11 protein-coding genes are annotated in these 16,723 nt (G+C 44.8%); 3 read left to right on the top strand and 8 right to left on the bottom strand.

What is annotated here, in order from left to right; translation table 11 throughout:
* Positions 1 to 33: 33 nt before the first annotated feature.
* Entirely contained in the window at positions 34 to 2,058 is a 2,025-nt protein-coding gene (cas1, locus tag QT996_RS06645; protein WP_333045381.1) for a CRISPR-associated endonuclease Cas1, read from the bottom strand.
* 371 nt (positions 2,059 to 2,429) lie between these two features.
* On the opposite strand from cas1, the gene QT996_RS06640 reads away from it, so the two are divergent.
* Positions 2,430 to 6,470: a hypothetical protein gene (locus tag QT996_RS06640; protein ID WP_333045380.1), complete on the top strand. Its 4,041-nt coding sequence runs from the start codon at positions 2,430 to 2,432 to the stop codon at positions 6,468 to 6,470.
* Positions 6,471 to 6,563: 93 nt separating this feature from the next.
* On the opposite strand, the gene QT996_RS06635 is transcribed toward QT996_RS06640, so the two are convergent.
* Together QT996_RS06635 and QT996_RS06630 are read right to left on the bottom strand one after the other, a co-directional pair.
* Positions 6,564 to 6,740 carry a hypothetical protein gene (locus QT996_RS06635; protein WP_333045379.1) on the bottom strand — a complete coding sequence of 59 codons (177 nt, stop codon included), beginning with the start codon at positions 6,738 to 6,740 and terminating at the stop codon, positions 6,564 to 6,566.
* A 9-nt stretch (positions 6,741 to 6,749) separates the two neighbouring features.
* Entirely contained in the window at positions 6,750 to 7,016 is a 267-nt protein-coding gene (locus QT996_RS06630; protein ID WP_333045378.1) for a hypothetical protein, read from the bottom strand.
* 96 nt (positions 7,017 to 7,112) lie between these two features.
* Here QT996_RS06630 and QT996_RS06625 point away from each other — a divergent pair, with 96 nt between their 5' ends.
* Entirely contained in the window at positions 7,113 to 8,087 is a 975-nt protein-coding gene (locus QT996_RS06625; RefSeq protein ID WP_333045377.1) for a tyrosine-type recombinase/integrase, read from the top strand.
* A 425-nt stretch (positions 8,088 to 8,512) separates the two neighbouring features.
* Here QT996_RS06625 and QT996_RS06620 read toward each other — a convergent pair whose 3' ends face one another.
* Positions 8,513 to 9,064, bottom strand: coding sequence for a CHAT domain-containing protein (locus QT996_RS06620; RefSeq protein ID WP_445304543.1), 552 nt, complete (start codon positions 9,062 to 9,064; stop codon positions 8,513 to 8,515).
* Between the two features lie 78 nt (positions 9,065 to 9,142).
* Here QT996_RS06620 and QT996_RS06615 point away from each other — a divergent pair, with 78 nt between their 5' ends.
* Positions 9,143 to 10,255 (top strand): IS630 family transposase, encoded by a 1,113-nt coding sequence (locus tag QT996_RS06615; RefSeq protein WP_333045376.1) that lies wholly within the window; start codon positions 9,143 to 9,145, stop codon positions 10,253 to 10,255.
* Here the strand turns inward: QT996_RS06615 and QT996_RS06610 are convergent.
* The 4 genes from QT996_RS06610 to QT996_RS06595 form a co-directional block, all read right to left on the bottom strand.
* Complete coding sequence (locus tag QT996_RS06610; RefSeq protein WP_333045375.1) at positions 10,252 to 14,655, bottom strand: CHAT domain-containing protein; 4,404 nt, start codon at positions 14,653 to 14,655, stop codon at positions 10,252 to 10,254. The genes QT996_RS06615 and QT996_RS06610 overlap by 4 nt on opposite strands.
* A 58-nt stretch (positions 14,656 to 14,713) precedes the next feature.
* Positions 14,714 to 15,475, bottom strand: coding sequence for a DUF1822 family protein (locus tag QT996_RS06605; protein WP_333045374.1), 762 nt, complete (start codon positions 15,473 to 15,475; stop codon positions 14,714 to 14,716).
* On the bottom strand, positions 15,472 to 16,167 hold the full coding sequence (locus QT996_RS06600; RefSeq protein WP_190739197.1) for a hypothetical protein: 696 nt from the start codon (positions 16,165 to 16,167) through the stop codon (positions 15,472 to 15,474). Before QT996_RS06600 ends, QT996_RS06605 begins: the two co-directional genes overlap by 4 nt.
* Positions 16,168 to 16,233: 66 nt before the next feature.
* Positions 16,234 to 16,497 (bottom strand): HNH endonuclease, encoded by a 264-nt coding sequence (locus QT996_RS06595; protein ID WP_333045373.1) that lies wholly within the window; start codon positions 16,495 to 16,497, stop codon positions 16,234 to 16,236.
* Between the last annotated feature and the right edge of the window lie 226 nt (positions 16,498 to 16,723).

Raw genomic sequence — 16,723 nt, 5'->3', positions numbered from 1 at the left:
GAGAAAAAATCCCTTTCTCTCACCCACCGAACCCTACTTATCCCACATCATCGGCCGATATACCTCAACCTCTCCCATCAACGCTGAGATGTACTCCCGCACCTGCAATTCCAAACAGCGACGGTACGCCACCTTATAACCAGTATGGGGATGAGTCGTCTCCGACAGCAACTTTTCATCCCAATGCTTGAGAAACTTCTTCAAAGCATGAGGTTGAAGAAAAACGCCACCCCGTTCGTCTGGCCGCGTAAAATCATCCGCAATAAAAATCTGAGAATTAATCAAATACGTTACCAGAGAATCCACAACCTGAGCCCGAAACTCCTCCATCAAATCTGAAACCAAAGCCGGGTGATTGTCGCGGGGCACGTGCAGATTCCCAAAATGCGTGTGCAGCCCCACAGCTTCCACAAACGAACTCACATTCTGACTTAATAAAGTGTAGCCCAAACTCAGCAAACTATTAATCGGATCAGTAGGAGGGCGCTTAGTGCGAACTTCAAACACAAACGGGCCCGAAAACAAAGAACCCAAAGCTTGAAAATAAACAGTCGCCGCTTTCCCCTCATAACCCCGCAGCGCATCCATAGACTCAGCCAAATGCAAACTTTCCATTAGCATTTCCAGCATTTCCACCGCCTGCAAAACCGATGTTTGACTAGCATCCTTCGATTTGCGATAGCGGTTCAATCGCATCAGCAAAATCCGTGAATTATGCAGCTTCGCCCGGACAATTGCCTCGGCTTGCAGGCGAACAAACTCAGGATTCATAGAACAACTTACCTGCTTAGTCAAATATTCCACCTTGGCCCGCCCGTCGTGTTGCAACCGCCCGAAATAGCGACCCCGCTGCGACAAATACAGAATCGGAATCCGCTGATGCAGCGCACAAGATACAGCCCCGTGAGACACATTGCAGCAGCCAAACAAAATAATGTGGCTTACCCGACTAGCTGGAACTTTTATCCGCAATACCTGCTGGTAATAAACCTGAAACTGCTGGTTTTGAATGCTCAAATAAGCTCCCTGATCCGTGACATACAACGTACTCATAGGTTCCCTCCAAAAATGTTCCGAATTAGCGCGTGGCAAAACAATCCGCTTCACAGAAATACTGCAAGCCAAAGGCTTTCCAGAAAACACAGGTACTTTGCGAGTTACTGCCCGACTAAAAGAAGTTCCCGAAGCCCGCGAAACTCTCCCCTTTGCCGTAGTTTTTGGGAGTTCCGGTGCAAAAACCTCTCCATTGCGAAACAGATAACCGAGAAAAGTAAACTCCTCATCGGGTGCAAAAATCCGCGTCTTTTCTGGCTGAAGTTTTAAATACAAACTGCCCAGCCAAGCACTAATCTGTTCCAAACAGCGATTAGCTTGAATAGAATCGGCACAAGCGATTGCAAAATCATCGCCAAAGCGCACCAAATTCCAACCGTGACTCAAACAAAGCCGGTCAAATTCGTTCAAGTACAAATTAGCCAAAGCACCGGAAAGAATCGCCCCTTGCAAAACTCCCTGATTCGGATACAAACACTGACCCTTAACAACAATTCCCGACCCAAGCTGCTGTTGAATTAACTGGCGCAAAATCGGCTCTAATTGCAACTTCTCCAAATCACTCAATAGCAGCGGCCAACAAAGGTTGTCAAAAAACTTCTCAATATCAGCCTTGACTACCCAAGCCTGCCCGAATCCATAATAGGAATACAGGTGTTTGACAGCCATCTGTATGCCCCTGCCGGGACGGTAAGCGTAGCTGCAATCGAGAAAAACATCCTCCAGCGGCCAATACAGTTCGTCCAGCAAAAAACGCTGCACAATTCTGTCCCTAACCGTAGGAATACCAATCAAACGCTTGTCGCCGTTGGCTTTGGGCTGGTAAAAACCCTTAGCTGGACGCGGAAAATAACATTCCTGCTGCAACTGCTGCAGCAAAACCTGCAACTGGTGTCGGGCAACACCGGCAAACAAATCAACCGTAATGCCGTCAATTCCAGCGCTGCGACTACGCTTGCGGACTTGCTGCCAAGCCGCGTGCAGAGGTTCTGGTGTAAATTCCATGTACCCCCCAAATTGGGTTTTAAACCTTACAACTTCGATTTTTGCAGGGGGGTGTTTGAGTTCAGATTTGAGTGGTTGACAAACTTATATGAGTTCGTGTATGAGTTGAAAGTATCGTTCAAACTCGGCGGTTGAAACCGCGTCTACACGAACGAAGTCCGCCTGCACGGACTAAGAAATACACGGGCGGGCAGGATGCCCAACCCCTACACCCCACAAGAAAATTCAGTCTTTGTGGAACAGGCATCTTGCCTGTTTTTGAGAATGGTGCAAAATGTTATTTTCAGAGGACTTAAGTTTTTAAGCCCAGTTGACTTAATTCTTTGGCAGTCTTTCAGGTTAAATTGATACAAATACTCTTCGCATCCCCTATGTCAAACCGCACTCTCCAAGCAACAGCCAAAGGAATCGAACTCGCAAAAAGAGCTTTGGGGCGTAAACATTTGACACAGAAGGCACTTGCCGTTGAACTGCTAATTGCAGCTTGGTCAACTATCAACGGATTCTTTACCGGCAAGGCGATTTCTCGATCGATTTTCATGGATATTTGCGATACCCTAGAACTCGACTGGCAGGAAATAGTTGGTCTAAAAACAGAATCAGACACAATAACTTCCGCTGTATCCGATGAAAGTATCGCCAATCTAATATCAGAAACAATATCAGCAACCAGCTACAACCTCTCACCCAGCGACGAACTCTTTGCAGCAACCGAACGCAGCGCCGCCCGCGCCAGGGCCGCCCTCACTCCCTACATTCTCCCCCCCATTCCCCGCGAAACCCTGCTGTCCAAATGCTTGAAAGAAATACGCGCCGGATTCGTTGAAAACAAACGCCGCATCGTCCCAATTATAGGGGCCGCCGGATACGGAAAAAGCACCATTCTCGGCAGCATCTACGATGAACTACACGCCGAACAAACCGAATCAGACAGTGGCTGGTTAGCCTTAGCCCGGTGCGACGATTTAATCGAATCCGCTGAAACCTTTGCCCTAGAAGTCGGTGAAAAAATTAGTGCTAAGCGACAATCAATCGTGGAAATTGCCCAACAACTAACAGCCCAACAAAATCGCGGCATTCTCCTGATTGACACTTTAGACATCGTGCTTACAAAACCTTTAGTTTCGGTGTTGCGCGGCATTTTATCCCAACTCTTAGAAATCGGCACAACAATCGCCTTCACCTGCCGCGATACCGACTACAGCAACTTTTTTGAACCCTACCATGAAAGCTTTGCCGGATTCCGAGAAAGCGTCAGCGACAACTGCAAAATTACCCCCTTCACCAGCGAAGAAGTCAGAACCGCAGCGCAAGAATTCATTAAGACTAAACCTGGTTTCAACACTCTAGCAAGCCAGCAATCTTTTGCCAACCAAATTATTGCCCTTTCCGCAGACAGCGTATCCCTACAAGAAATCGTCTGCCACCCCTTGCTGCTGGCTTTACTTTGCGACTTGTTCGCCGCTGAAGAAACAGTCCCCGAAGATTTAACCGTCAGCCAGCTATACGAAAAATATTGGGATTGGAAAATTGCCAAAGTTCGCCACAACTTGCAGTCCGAACACCTCAGCCTCGCCAAACAAAAACTGTGCCTGAAACTAGCACGATTAATGTATGAAAACTCTGGAGATAGATTGCGTGACTTTGTTTACGAGGGCGATTTAGACCTCAGCGAAACAGAATTTTCTGCTTACAATTCACTCAAAAGCGACGGAATTTTTAAAGATTTAGGAGGAAAGCGATCTGGTTTTTTTCACCAAACATTCTTAGAATATACCGTAGCCAGATGGATGAATGCCAGCGAAACAGGCGAACGAGCCAAAGACCAACTTAAAAATGATTTAATTGCTGCTAAAATAGCCGATTCCAGATATTATATTTGGTCGATATTTCGCCAACTTTTAACCCTCCTCAACCTACCAGAATTCAACCAAATTTCTGATGAATTAGACACAACCAAAATTTTGCCTTTTCGCGCCGTCACCTTTGCCAGTGTTTCCCGTACCGAACCGGAATCCTCAGCCGTGTTGCTGTCCCTACTAGGAATAGCCCTTACCAGAGACTACAGCTTCCAAGAAACCCTGTTAGCAGCAGCCAGAGGAGCACCGCAGCGCCACAGAGACGCCGCCTGGGAAGTAGCAGTACAACTGCTAGGAAATGTCGGCCCGGAACTAATTAACAAAGCAGCGGAAACAGCGGCCGAATTGCTAGGGCGGTTCCCCCCAGTTTTGCAGGTAAATCTCGAATCGCCCGCTGAAACTTCTCGATTTGAGCGAGCCCTAGCAGCCATCGCCAATCGACAGCCGCAAACAGCAGAAAGTAACCCACAATCGTCAACAACCGAAAATAACCGACTGTCTCAAACAGCAGAAAATAACCCGCAGTCTCAAACAGCAGAAAATAACCGACAGCCACAAACAACCAAAAATAACCGACAGCCACAAACAACCAAAAATAACCGACAGCCACAAACAGCAGAAAATAGCCGACAGTCTCAAACAACCGAAAATAAACGACGACAAGAACGCTATCAAATTTGGGGAAAATTCATCGGTGTTTTTTGTGAAAATTATGCGAATAAACGGACAGATAGCATAGAATTAGAAATTTTAAAAAGCCTTAAAAAATATTATTTTCTCTTCGGCGGCAACGTTCGTTCTACCGTCATTGAACTTTACCTAACTCCCGGCGTTCCCGCAACAGTACAGCGAGAATTTCTGCTAACAATTATCTCTCAACCAATTTCCGAACAATTCAAAGAACAAGAAAACACCACAAAACTTCTCAGCAGCCTGCTACCAAACTTTTTAGCTGCCGGCGACACACTCTTCGGAACCACTTGGCAAGATGCACTCCGCGCCCCACTAGGCAAATACTGGACTGCGGTTTCCGCCACTGCTGTCGGCCGCGCTGCTGCATCAGATACAGCCTTGCTAGAAGCGATTTTAAAGAGTACATTCAGCGATAGCTTGCCAAGGGATATAGAGGATTTAACGGGGCGCAATCTCGCTGCTATTACATCAGCAGTTCACAGTGGTGCGACTGATTTAGTTGCTGCTAGTTTACTAAAAATCCCCATAGAAACTATCCCAGCCAATCGAGCATCAACTATTACTTTAGTATTCAGAGAACTAGCAATTTATGGTAATGGTTTGCATCCCCTCAGTAGCGAACTGCAATTAGCTTTGGTTCAGTGGATTGTGCCGGCGATAGATCGAGCTCCTGTAGAATTCATTCGCGCGATAGATGCCCTTGCCAATAACCTATCGATACAGCAGCTTTTGGCAGAGATTCTCGAACAATTACTTCCCACACTGCCAGCATCACAAACAGCTAATATCCTTAAGAAACTCAATAATGTTCCTCCTCAACTCGAACCTTACTTACAAAAAAATGCGGATTCAAAAGAAGTGCGATCGGCCCTAGTTAAATTGTACCGCCAACAAGCCGAAAATACAGTAGATCCCAGTAATGATAAGACATTACCCTCAGCAGATTTCAGTAATGACAAGACATTACCGTCGGCGGATTCCAGTAATGACAAGGCATTACCCTCAGCAGATTTCAGTAATGATAAGACATTAACCTCAGCGGATTCCAGTAATGACAAGGCATTGCCGTCTCCCTACTCGTTATCTATTTCTGAACTCGCCAAACTGTGTTTAGATTCCTCGCGAGATGTGGCCCTCGATGCCTCCGCAGCCATACTCGCCCTCGCCGAACAAAAAAAGCAGATCCAGTTACAGCAATTGCTACTAATTTTAGCAAAGTCTCCCCTCGTTGGAGTGCGCCAAAACTGTGTGAAAGCTTTCATTGAAAAAGTCAACTCGCAAGTAGTTGCAACCTCAGAAATTATGGCTGTTTTTGAAACTTTAGCAAACGATTCGACTGCGGAAATAGTCCAACTCTTATACAAATTGATAGACACTGCCATTTGGAATCATCCTTCAGGGGTAAATACAATTGACCCCAATTTAGCAGAAGCCACCTTTGAGCTAACTCGCAGAATTGTTAAAAGTTCCAATCAAGATGTTATCAACATGGGAGCAGCTTCAGCACTGATTGCTTTAAATCAAATAGCTCTTTTAGACAAGATAGAACTCATGCCACAGATTGGGAATTGCACCCGCATCTTACTGCGAACTGTAGACATCAGCCGCAAAGTAGATAAATTAGTTGTCACAGGATTGCTGACTAAACTCGCTAAATTTGACTCCGAGTTTTTGGCTGCTATTGTCAGAGAAGATTTGATTGTTGGCGATTCGCTGATGCCGGTAGCAAATCAGTGCGCTGTGGCGGTGGCTGTTGCAAACGACTGCGGCAAAAATTCACCGCTGCTAGATGAGATTTTGAACGATCGCAGAATTCCCAACGAGGTGAAAAGTCGCATTATTCGCGATCGGGAAACTTGAGAGTTTGACAGTAGCCTACATACAGCACTTTCCATCTAAATGTGATAGTAAATTCAGTCAGCCCGCGACAGGCGTGCGATCGACAGATTGCCGTCACTCGCGGGCGTTAGCCGAGCGACAATCAGCCCGCGTCACGCGCGCGTGAAAAAGCTCCTCAAACACTCTTGCATTAAATAGTGGGCGATCGATAAAATCATCCGGTACGCCCAGGTAAGTCTGATCTGGCGATCGAATGAGCTTAGCGGTATTAGCTATTGAGGACAGTCGCACCTCTCCCTTCTAAGGCTTTAGCAAAGGAATAACGGTTTCAACCCAAGAGGCCGAGAAACCCGCACGCTCATCTCGCACCAGCGGTGAACGGGCAACTTCATGTTGTTTGTAAAGGTTGAAAAGGTGCTGTTGCCCTCTTGAGAGAGAGGAGGCAACTCTGGTGGCAGAACTTCCCCAAGAGGCCGCTTTAATTGTTTGACCATCAAAATTTATACTCGTTCGATCGAGTACAGCGAGCGCCGCTGCACCTGCAAGGGTTTTGCTTAAGCCGCTCATTATTAGTACGTTCGTCGCTCGCGGTGTAAATTATCCTTCTTTTTGCACCCCTAATGAGGGTAATCTGGTCTGGAAAGTCAAATTATCAGACCGGCTATGGACTTAGAACACGCTGCTAATTCCTTTGGAGAAATAGCTTCGACGCGGGACCTAGTGGCAGAGCTGTTAGCTGCCAAGCGCTCTGTCAACACTAGGCGTGCTTATGAGAAAGACTTGTACGATTTCTTTGCGACAATGGCGGGGCAGGAACCGCACCCGGCATTGGTACGCGAGTTTCTACGGCTGAACCGCTTCGCCGCTGTCGCGGTGGTTCTCAAGTATAAAGCCAAACTAATCGACAAGGGACTCAAGGAAGCGACGATTAATCGGCGACTGGCGGCGATCAAAAGTTTGGTGAATTTTGCTCGGAAGGTGGGCGAGTGCGAGTGGAGTTTGGTAGATGTTGAAGGAGAGAAGGTGGTTCCTTACCGGGATACTACAGGGTTTGGCCGAGTTGCTTCTGAGAATGTGGCGGCGATGCAGTCGGTGTTGTCCATTCCCGACCGGAGTACGCCCCAGGGAAAGCGCGACTATGCAGTTCTCCGGCTGCTGTGGGACAATGCGTTGCGCCGGGGGGAGCTCGGCGGAGCCAATATAGGCGACTTTGACCCGCTAGCCCGAACTTTGAATATTTACGGCAAAGGTAGGGGAACTCAAGCGCAGCTAATTGACTTGCATAGCGCGACGGCAGATGCGATTTCTGATTGGCTGAGCGTGCGGGGAGCTGCAATGCCCCTCGATCCTTTATTTATCGCTTTGACAAAGCGTGAATACGGGTTGAGGTTGAGCGGGTACGCTATTTACAAGCTTGTTTTCTCAACTTGCTCCGCTGCGGGAATTCCTAAAAGAATCAGCCCGCACAGAATACGCCACGCTGCAATTACGACGCTGTTAGATGCAAGCAACGGCAATACGCGAATGGCGCAGAAGTTGAGCCGCCATACGAGCTCGAACGTCCTTAATTGCTACGATGATAATCGGCAGAGCTTGCAGCGGGAAGCGTCGGGGCTGCTGGCTGGTTTGGTACGCTAAGTTTAGATTTATATGTTCGGATAATAATCGAATACAAGACTATGGGAAACTCATCGAAACTGTTAACTCTCGTCTCACACTCCTAGTCCAAGGAAATATGGTTGAAATACTGCGATACAGTATTTAGGACTCAAAATGATTTGTGAGCGAGATTATCTGCGAATACTAGCCAAGAAATTGTAAAAGTTGGGGGTATCGAACCCCCAACTTTTATCCCCATTCCTCTCACTACTGTTAAAGCAGTCGAACCCAAATCTGCACCTGGTATCGAACCCCCAACTTTTACCCCCATTCCTCTCACACTCTCCCGTTGCGGTGAAACGTGAGGCTCCTGCGGAATTAGTTGAACTTTCCTAACTAATGCTCGAACGAACTGCTATACTGGTTTATTCAGGTGTGGCTAAATTCCTCTTTAATAGTCTATTTTACCAAATCCCAGTGCAGGTAAAAGCGGCCCAGTAAAAAGGGTGAGAGAACGGCTTTAATTCTTGACAAGATTTCTCTAAATTTTTGAGAGATAGATAAATTTGTTTGCCAATTTTATCATACTTTTTGTATTCTTCATCCCATTGCTGATATTCTGAGGAACCGGAGGAGCAAGCCTTTCGTTCTGCCTCGGATATTTTGCGGAGGGTGTGGGTTTCTTCACGTTTCTGTTTCAAAAGTTCTGTGAGTTGGGGTTTATAACTAGCAACTAAGGTATTGCCCGCAAGCTCTCGCAACTTAACTTGAGCTTGTCTCATAGCTTCTGGGCGATTCTTTCCCTGCTGCCACTCTTGATAGTAAAAGATCGAGAAAAGTGCTGTAGCTAAATCATCGACAGCCCAAAGCGTACTGATAACACTTCTGGCTCCCGCCGACAAAAAAGCAGTTGAAAAAGTAAGGATATCGCCAGTAATTTCAGTCAATCCCAATCCTGTTTCGCAGCAGGAAAGAAATACATCCGACAACTGAGGGAGACGCCATGCAGGAGTCATTAGCTGACCTAAAGTAAGCTGTTGAGCATCTAAAACGCATATTGCATAGTATAATATGATGATATTTAGAAAAAGTCAATGCCTACTAAAAACTTCCTCAATTGCGAGACAAAAAAAAGTCTACAACAAGCATTAAAAGAGCATGAGCATCCAGATATTCGGCAAAGAGCCTTGATTTTTTTGTTACTAAATAACGGAAATACACAAGCTCAAACTGCTGAACTAATTGGCTGCTCTCTGAGAAAAGTTGCTTATTGGAGCAGACATGGTGAGCCTGAGAATTTAGACAGTTTCAAAGATGAGCGGATGAAGGGTAACTACCGAAAAGCTACAGAAGAATACATTAATTTACTCCTAGAAACCATTGAAGTAGAACCTGAGAAATATGGTTATGAGTTCGGAAGATGGACAACAGCTAGACTTGCCATATATCTAGGGGAAAAGACAGGAATCGAGTTGAGTAGTACCCAAGTAAGGAGGATTTTAAAATCAAAAAAGTATGTTTACATCTGGGCTAGATATAGCTTAGAGGAGAAGCAAGATACCGTAGAGAGGGGTTTATTTAAAGATAAATTAGCTGAGTATCTAAGAATAGCCAAAGAATTTCCAGCTCTTCTACAGGTATGGTTTTGGGATGAGAGCGGATTTAGTTTGAGAGTAATTAGAAGAAAAAATTGGTGTAAAAAAGGGACTCGAAGCAAGAAAAGAGGAGAGCGACGAAAGGGTCGTATAAATGTCATGGGCGGAGTGAGGTATTCAGACAAGAAAAGATGGGTGGATTTTATTCCATCTGGAAATGCTGCTAATTTTTATGCCGTCCTCAAAAATTTTTATGGAGATTTAAGAGCCGAGTGGATATTACAAGGGAATTTAGCGGGAGAATTTGAAGAGAAAGGCTGTAAATTGGTAATAATTTTGGACAACGCTAGTTTTCATAAAAAAGCAGAGATTTTGCAGAAAATAGCAGCAGAGATGCCGAATATAATCATAGAGTTTTTGCCCAAGTATAGTCCTGACTACAACTTAGTTGAATTAGTATGGCATTCCGCCAAGGAATATATTGCTAATAGATTATTTGAATCTATTGAAAAACTAGAGTCTCTGTTGAATGAATTGTTAAATGAAGGAGAACTAATTATAAAATGGAACCGAAAAATCAAAAATAAAGGTAACTTAGTTAATGCAGTTTAGATGTTTGACAGCTTAATGCAGCCATCTCCTAAAATTAATGTCGATTCTAAGGGATTGTCAAAGCGCGACTGGGCGTGGTGGCTAGAATGGAGAATTTGGACGGTTTGCGCCAGTTCTCGATAGTTACTAACAGTAGCTTGATGGCGACCTTTTAAGCGTTGATTGTCTGGGATATTATAAAGGACTGCTAGTTGCTCTCCTTCAAAGCTGGCGCAAGGCAAGTCGTCCGTCGCATCTTCAATAGTGCCACAGTTTAGGTTATTGCCGGGGGAAGGACGCTGCTGGCAGAATTCTAGGACTTGACAACTAGGTGCGTAACGAATGAGAAATTTTTCTCCTAAATATCGGTTGTCTCCGATGGGTAGTGCAGCGAAAGGGATGTGATGAAGGGCATCATGAGGAACTATAATCAGTTCCGAAATTCCTTCTAAATGCCATAAGATTAGATCGTTCAAATTTAACTGTTTTGCCAGTTCAGTTAGCATCCCAACTAACTCTTCTTTCCAAGAAGCTTTATCCTCAACATATTTTCCTAACCAATTTGGGAAAATCCATCCGTGTAAAGCATCCAATCCTAAATCGATGCAATTGTGTAGGGTAATCTCATTTTGCCGCACCACAAATATCAAGGTGTCGCTAGCAGTGGTGTAAAAGCTCAGAATGGCAGTAGTAGGTTTGTCGATCAGCTTCTGGATGGATGGGAATTCGAGAGGATTGACTCGAATTTGACCCGCAAGCACCGGATCTAAACGGCGAAGTTGTTCCCAAATTTGGAGTTTTTCAGCTTCCAGATAAGCTATTGTTTGATTGTAAGCTGCTAGTGCTGCACGGCTGTTATCAAGTTTGCTATTATCAAAGTCGTTGCTAGGTTGATTGCGCCCTCGTTCCTTGTCAATTTGCTGCTGTAGCTGTTCAAAATCCTGTAAATACTGTTGAATTTCAGCAGGAATTTCTGCACTTGAATAGAGGTCATTGCTTGCCATTAAGTCTACGAGGCGTTTAGAGCGCGAGCGCTCTACGTATTCAACAGCTTTATCTAACTGCTTATTATTGATGCAAGCTTGCACGATGTTTGCATAAATGTCGATCGCCTCTTCAAAAATTTCTTGGCGGCGAAATTCAGAAGTTGCCCAAGTACGGCTGGTTTCTACGGCTTCGATCGCGATACCGTATCCCTCAATGGCTAACTGCCAATCTCCCATTACAAATGCTCTGTTTCCTAGCATTTCTCCAGTCTTCAGGCACTCAACTGGGAAAGCAGTTGGCGTGAAGACTTCCATTGCTTTTCGATAACAGGCGATCGCCTCTTCGTTTCGCTCAAGGCTGAGGTAGCTATTGCCCAGATTCATTTGAACCATAGCCCACTCTGTAGGAAACTCATCCTGGTTAAAGATTTGTAAGGCAGCTTTATGGGCGGCAATAGCTATTTCTAAATTCTCATTTGGATCGCCCTGAAGTCGATGCAAATAAGCATTAGCCAGATTCATTTTTACTCTAGCCCAATCTACGGGAAACTCGTCTTGAGTGTAAACTTGTAATGCTTTTTTGTTAGCTGCGATCGCCTTCTCAACATTTTCTACCCAATCGCCATGAAGTCGCTGGCGGTAAGCAGATGCCAGATTCATTTGAGTTTGCGCCCAAAGTTCAGGAAATTCTTCGCGGGTGCGGAATAACAGGGCGTTTTGATAACAAGCGATCGCTTGTTCCAAGTTTTCCGCCTTGTTGCCACAAATGCGATCGCAGTAAATAATACCCAGATTGTTTTGCACTTGGGCCCATTCTTCAGGCATTGCTTCGCGGGTGCGAACTTCCATTGCAGCTTCGCCAGCCGCGATCGCTAATTCTGCATTCTCTAACCGATCTCCCCGAATTCGGTTGTCATAGGCAAGAGATAATGTATTTTGAATCGTTGCCCACTGTATCGGAAAAGCTTCGCGGGTATATACTTGTAGGGCATCTTGACAGTAAGCAATCGCTTGTTCTTGATTGTCGGCGCGATCGCCCTTAAAACGGCGGTAGCAAGTGTTACCGAGGAACATCTGACAAAGTGCCCACTCTTCTGGAAAAGCTTCACGGGTAAAGACTGTGGAAGCAATTTCGTAACCTGCGATCGCAATTTCTAAATTATTAGCCTCATTCCCTTTTTTTAATTGGTGGATGTGTAAACTTAAAACCAAAATACCAGAAGCAATTTCTTTTCTTTTTTCAGGTGGGACTTCAGATAGCATAGCATCGGTTTCATCTGGCATCTCCTTAACAAAAATTTCGTCAATTTGCTCTTGGTTAGCGTCAAGCAATATTTTCTGTACCCACTTGATAAAAAGTTCGTCTATGGGTTCTGGATCAGCTTTCAACGATATAAGTTTTTGCGCTATTTTAACAAAATACTTCTCAATTTGCTCTCGCTCATGTTCAAGTAAAGTATCAACTCGAATTTTAGCTTGAGTTTCGGAAATAACTTGCAATAATTCAAAGGGTAAATTAGGGCGGATTTTATGTTGAATAAAATTCCATTGTTCGGGGAAGTCTTCTTTGGTAAAAACAGTAGCTGCAACTTCGTAGCCTGTCTTAGCAATCTTCCAGTTGTTTTCTGCATTGCCTTTGGGGAAATTTTCAATCAGGCTGCTAAAGTTGAGAACTCTTGCCGCTAAATTGATTGCTTCCCCTGGCCCTACTTGAGATATATCAAACTTTATTAGACTTAATCGTTCTACAAAACTGTTGTCCAGTTTATCTAGGTTTGCTTCGAGAATATGGTACAAAGCTTGCGGATTATTTTCGTTTTTTGCAACGGTGTCTAAGACTTTAATAAGAAACTGTGAAATAGAACTTACTTGCTGGAGGTGAACATTTTCTAGTAGGCCTAAAATAACAGGAGAACTTGAGCGTTCAGCATATTCTCTGGCTTTTTTTAGTTCTCCCCAGTCCGTGCAAAGCCCTAGTATTTGTGCGTAAGCAGAAAATTTTTCGGGAATTTCTTGATGTAAAGATTCAGAATCACCCCAGCGGCTGATCATCTCTACAGCTTCAATTACAATCTCAAAACCTTCAAAAGCTTCCGCCTTTTTGCCAGTAGCCAATGCTACCTTTCCCAACTCAAGTCCGGTTTCGATGCACTCTCTAGGGAACGAAGTAGGAGTAAAGACTTTTAAGGCGGCTTGAAAACAGGTTAAAGCATTAGCACTTTGTGCCAATTTGCGGTAAGCAAAACCCAAATCTAACTGGGTTTTAGCCCATCTTTCTGGATAGGTTTCGGGAGTATAAATTTGTAATGCGGCTTGGTAGGCTGCGATCGCCCGTTCCTGGTTCTGGATTTTGTCCCCTACAATCCTTTCGCTATAGGCAAGACCGAGGTGAAATTGGCTACTAGCCCAATCAGAATCAGTGCGAACTTTTAAGGCAACTTGATAACAGGCGATCGCTTGCTCGAAATTTTGTGCGCGAGATCCTTCAACTCGGCGAGTGTAAGCAAGTGCCAGGTTATTTTGCAGTGTTCCCCAAAGTTCAGGAGTTCGCTCGCGGCTAACAACTTGCAAGGCTCCTTCATAGCAAGCGATCGCCTTTTCTAAATTCTCAGCTTCATCTCCGACGATTCTGTCACTGTAAACAAGACCGAGGTTATTTTGCACCATCGCCCACTCTTGGGGAGAAGTATCGCGAGTGGAAATTTGCAAAGCATTGGTGCAAGCGGTGAGGGCTTTTTCAAGGTTGTCGGAGCGATCACCCAAAATCCGATTGCGGTATGCTGGGGCTAAACCGCTTTGGGTTGTCGCCCACACTTGTGGCTCAATCTCACGAGTCAAAATCTTGGCTGATCCTTCAAAACCTGCGATCGCAATTTCCAGGTTAATTGCTCTATTGCCCAGTGGAAAATGCCAGAGGATCGCGCTGAAATACCCAATACCTGCCGCGATCGCTTTTGTTATTTTTGGCTGGGTTCTCAGGAGTGTACAATCTATCCAGAGGCGAAATTGCTGCAAAAAATCTTCATTCAGTTTGTCTGAGTTAATTGCTAGTATCTGGTAAGCTGTTTGTTCGTCCCCTTTTAATAAAATTGTCCGCAATACTTCCCACAAGAAAGCTGGAGCTTTAACAAAAGAGCCTTTTACTGGTGAGCAATCTATTCCTGTGTAAAAATTCCTGTATTCCAGTTCTTCAGTTATAAAAATAGCCAAATCGATTAACAAATTAGCACCAGAAATCTTCCTCTGTGCTACCAGCATTGTCGCTACCATTTCCATCATTTCCACCAAACCAACATCCACCAAGTCCGGGTGCTTCCTTAACATCTTCAGTTCCTTACCACCAGGACATTCGAGGATCGCTTGAATCAGCTTGAAATAAGCTGTCTGCCGTTTGGTCGTTTGGGGAGCTTTCTTCGGGCCGAATCCTTTTGCCATATTCTTTACAGGTTACGAAGGGGAGACTACATATACACATCAGCCATCCGCTCCAAAATTACGCAGCATCTCTCCATATTTCTGCTAACTTCTCCAGCAGTGCTTCGGCTAAATCTTGTAAATCAGTGTCAGCGCTATCTACACTTTCACGAGTAAATTCCCCTCGTGCGGCACTCCCAGCTAACATCTCTCCCGCTGCATACCGCCACTCGTACTCGTCGCAAGTTCGATAAATACGCTCTAATTGGGCAACAATATTGCTCTGCGATTGAGTTTGGATCGTAGAACGTACCTGTACCGCCACTGGATCGTCTGTTTCTAAAAAGGCGATCGCTTCTTCTAAACGAGTAATCTGTTCAAGTAAAGTGTCGAGCGGCATCAGTTCTGCTACTGCTATTTGTTGCGGTGGATTTGAGCTATCTAAGCTGGGAACAAATCCCAATAGTTGCACGGAGTCAAGGCGATCGCTAAACTGTACTCCCACATATCCAATCCGATTTTCTATTACTTCTTCGGGTAAGAAGATGGTTTTTTCACCAGGTAAAACTGGGCGGCATTCTAAGGAGCCAATGCCAGGAATTACCAAGTCAGCGACATTAGCTAGTGTCGTTTTTGCTGGATTAAAGCTATCGGAAGAATTCAAATCTGTTTCAATTTGCAGCCATTTTAAATAGCTGTGAACTGCGTAAACTGCCAGTGCATTCAAGTAAACTCGTTTTCCTTTTTGGACTGTACTTTGAACGGCTGCCAACTGTCGCGCCATTTCATGAGCTTTTAAGTCTAGCGGTACTATTAACAGAGGCAGTTCTGCGATGTTCATGGTTGTGGTTCCTGTTTATATCCTAGAGTTATGGCTTTTTTTTGCAACAAGAGTTCACAGTTTCTCTTCCAGTGAGAATTCAGGGTTGTGTAATTAACCTTTAACTCTGTTGCTAAGTCTCGAAACTTGTCAGGAGGTTCTTTTAATACTCTTCTCATGCTGAGGAATTGGCAGTTACACTCCGGGTTAGAACGAGGGTAGCTATTTCTTAGCTTGCCTTCTGGATCTTCCTCTATGTAAAGTTCTAGTTCGCGCCCAATTCGCTGAATAGTTTCTTTCTGAGCACTTTCAATCATGCCATCCAACCCGCTGAGCGTAAAATCGGGTAATAGTTCGAGCCGAGTTGTTTCTCCAATATCTGCTGCGATCGGCGCCTCTAAACTAATTGGAGCATCTTTGTCAGGAGAATACAAATCTTGAATTCGCCAACCCAGGTAGCCGTTGATCCAGTTAACCAAACTTTTTGAAACAGAAGATTGGCGCGGCTCAAATTTAGCAATCTCGCGACTAACCCATTCAAAAGTACGATTGAGGGCTTCAGGATAGTCTTGATGGACTGATTTTTTGAGTCCTGGTAGTTGTTGAATTTCCCGTAATAGCTTGTCCCTCGCTGTTCGCCCTTTTCTACTCTTAGCTGGATTTTGACGGATCTCTGCAATTAGAGTGCTTAATCGTTCATCTAGGTCATCCATGCGACTTTTTTGAGGAGCAAGTTACTTTGTTTATTAGCTATAAAAATTCGCGATCGTGCGAAAATCCTAAGCTATTTTCTCATGTGGTTGAGCTCTTTGTGTGCGTAAATTCTTGCCGTCCGGAGGTTCGAGGCTATTTCCACGCGAATTATTGCAACTGAAGCAGGCTAAACGCAGGTTAGAGAGCGCGTTAGACCCGCCTCGGCTTTTCGGGAGTAAGTGTTCGATGGTTCTTTCTGATTTCTGCATCGACTTGTTGCACCAGTGGCAGCGGTTTCCGTACAGTTGCAGAAGTTGGCGTCTCTTGTTGCGTCTAGAAGCTGGGGACATAAAGCTTTGGGAGCCTCACGGCTGTTACGTGTTCATTTACGTATCAGCTCCCTGCTAAAAATTTACGCAGCCATAATTTAAAGTCTACTGGTCAATGGCACTGAAAAAGTGAGCCAAAAAAAATCTGTAAGGCAAGATATACATAGATAATTGCCTTACAAACCAAAATATCTCTCTCCATTATGCCAAATCGTGCGTGCATTCTCAAACAACAATTTTTGCAGAG

Origin of the sequence: Microcoleus sp. S13C4 (assembly GCF_036700865.1) — a bacterium.
Taxonomy (GTDB): Bacteria; Cyanobacteriota; Cyanobacteriia; order Cyanobacteriales; family Microcoleaceae; genus Microcoleus.
This window is presented reverse-complemented; position numbering and strand designations above follow the sequence as displayed.

What these genes read in the sequence shown, in the direction of transcription:
- cas1 (WP_333045381.1), bottom strand. Translation starts at nt 2,058, where the DNA reads ATGGAATTTACACCAGAACCTCTGCACGCGGCTTGGCAGCAAGTCCGC.
- QT996_RS06640 (WP_333045380.1), top strand. Translation starts at nt 2,430, where the DNA reads ATGTCAAACCGCACTCTCCAAGCAACAGCCAAAGGAATCGAACTCGCA.
- QT996_RS06630 (WP_333045378.1), bottom strand. Translation starts at nt 7,016, where the DNA reads ATGAGCGGCTTAAGCAAAACCCTTGCAGGTGCAGCGGCGCTCGCTGTA.
- QT996_RS06625 (WP_333045377.1), top strand. Translation starts at nt 7,113, where the DNA reads ATGGACTTAGAACACGCTGCTAATTCCTTTGGAGAAATAGCTTCGACG.
- QT996_RS06620 (WP_445304543.1), bottom strand. Translation starts at nt 9,064, where the DNA reads ATGACTCCTGCATGGCGTCTCCCTCAGTTGTCGGATGTATTTCTTTCC.
- QT996_RS06615 (WP_333045376.1), top strand. Translation starts at nt 9,143, where the DNA reads ATGCCTACTAAAAACTTCCTCAATTGCGAGACAAAAAAAAGTCTACAA.
- QT996_RS06610 (WP_333045375.1), bottom strand. Translation starts at nt 14,655, where the DNA reads ATGGCAAAAGGATTCGGCCCGAAGAAAGCTCCCCAAACGACCAAACGG.
- QT996_RS06605 (WP_333045374.1), bottom strand. Translation starts at nt 15,475, where the DNA reads ATGAACATCGCAGAACTGCCTCTGTTAATAGTACCGCTAGACTTAAAA.
- QT996_RS06600 (WP_190739197.1), bottom strand. Translation starts at nt 16,167, where the DNA reads ATGGATGACCTAGATGAACGATTAAGCACTCTAATTGCAGAGATCCGT.
- QT996_RS06595 (WP_333045373.1), bottom strand. Translation starts at nt 16,497, where the DNA reads ATGTCCCCAGCTTCTAGACGCAACAAGAGACGCCAACTTCTGCAACTG.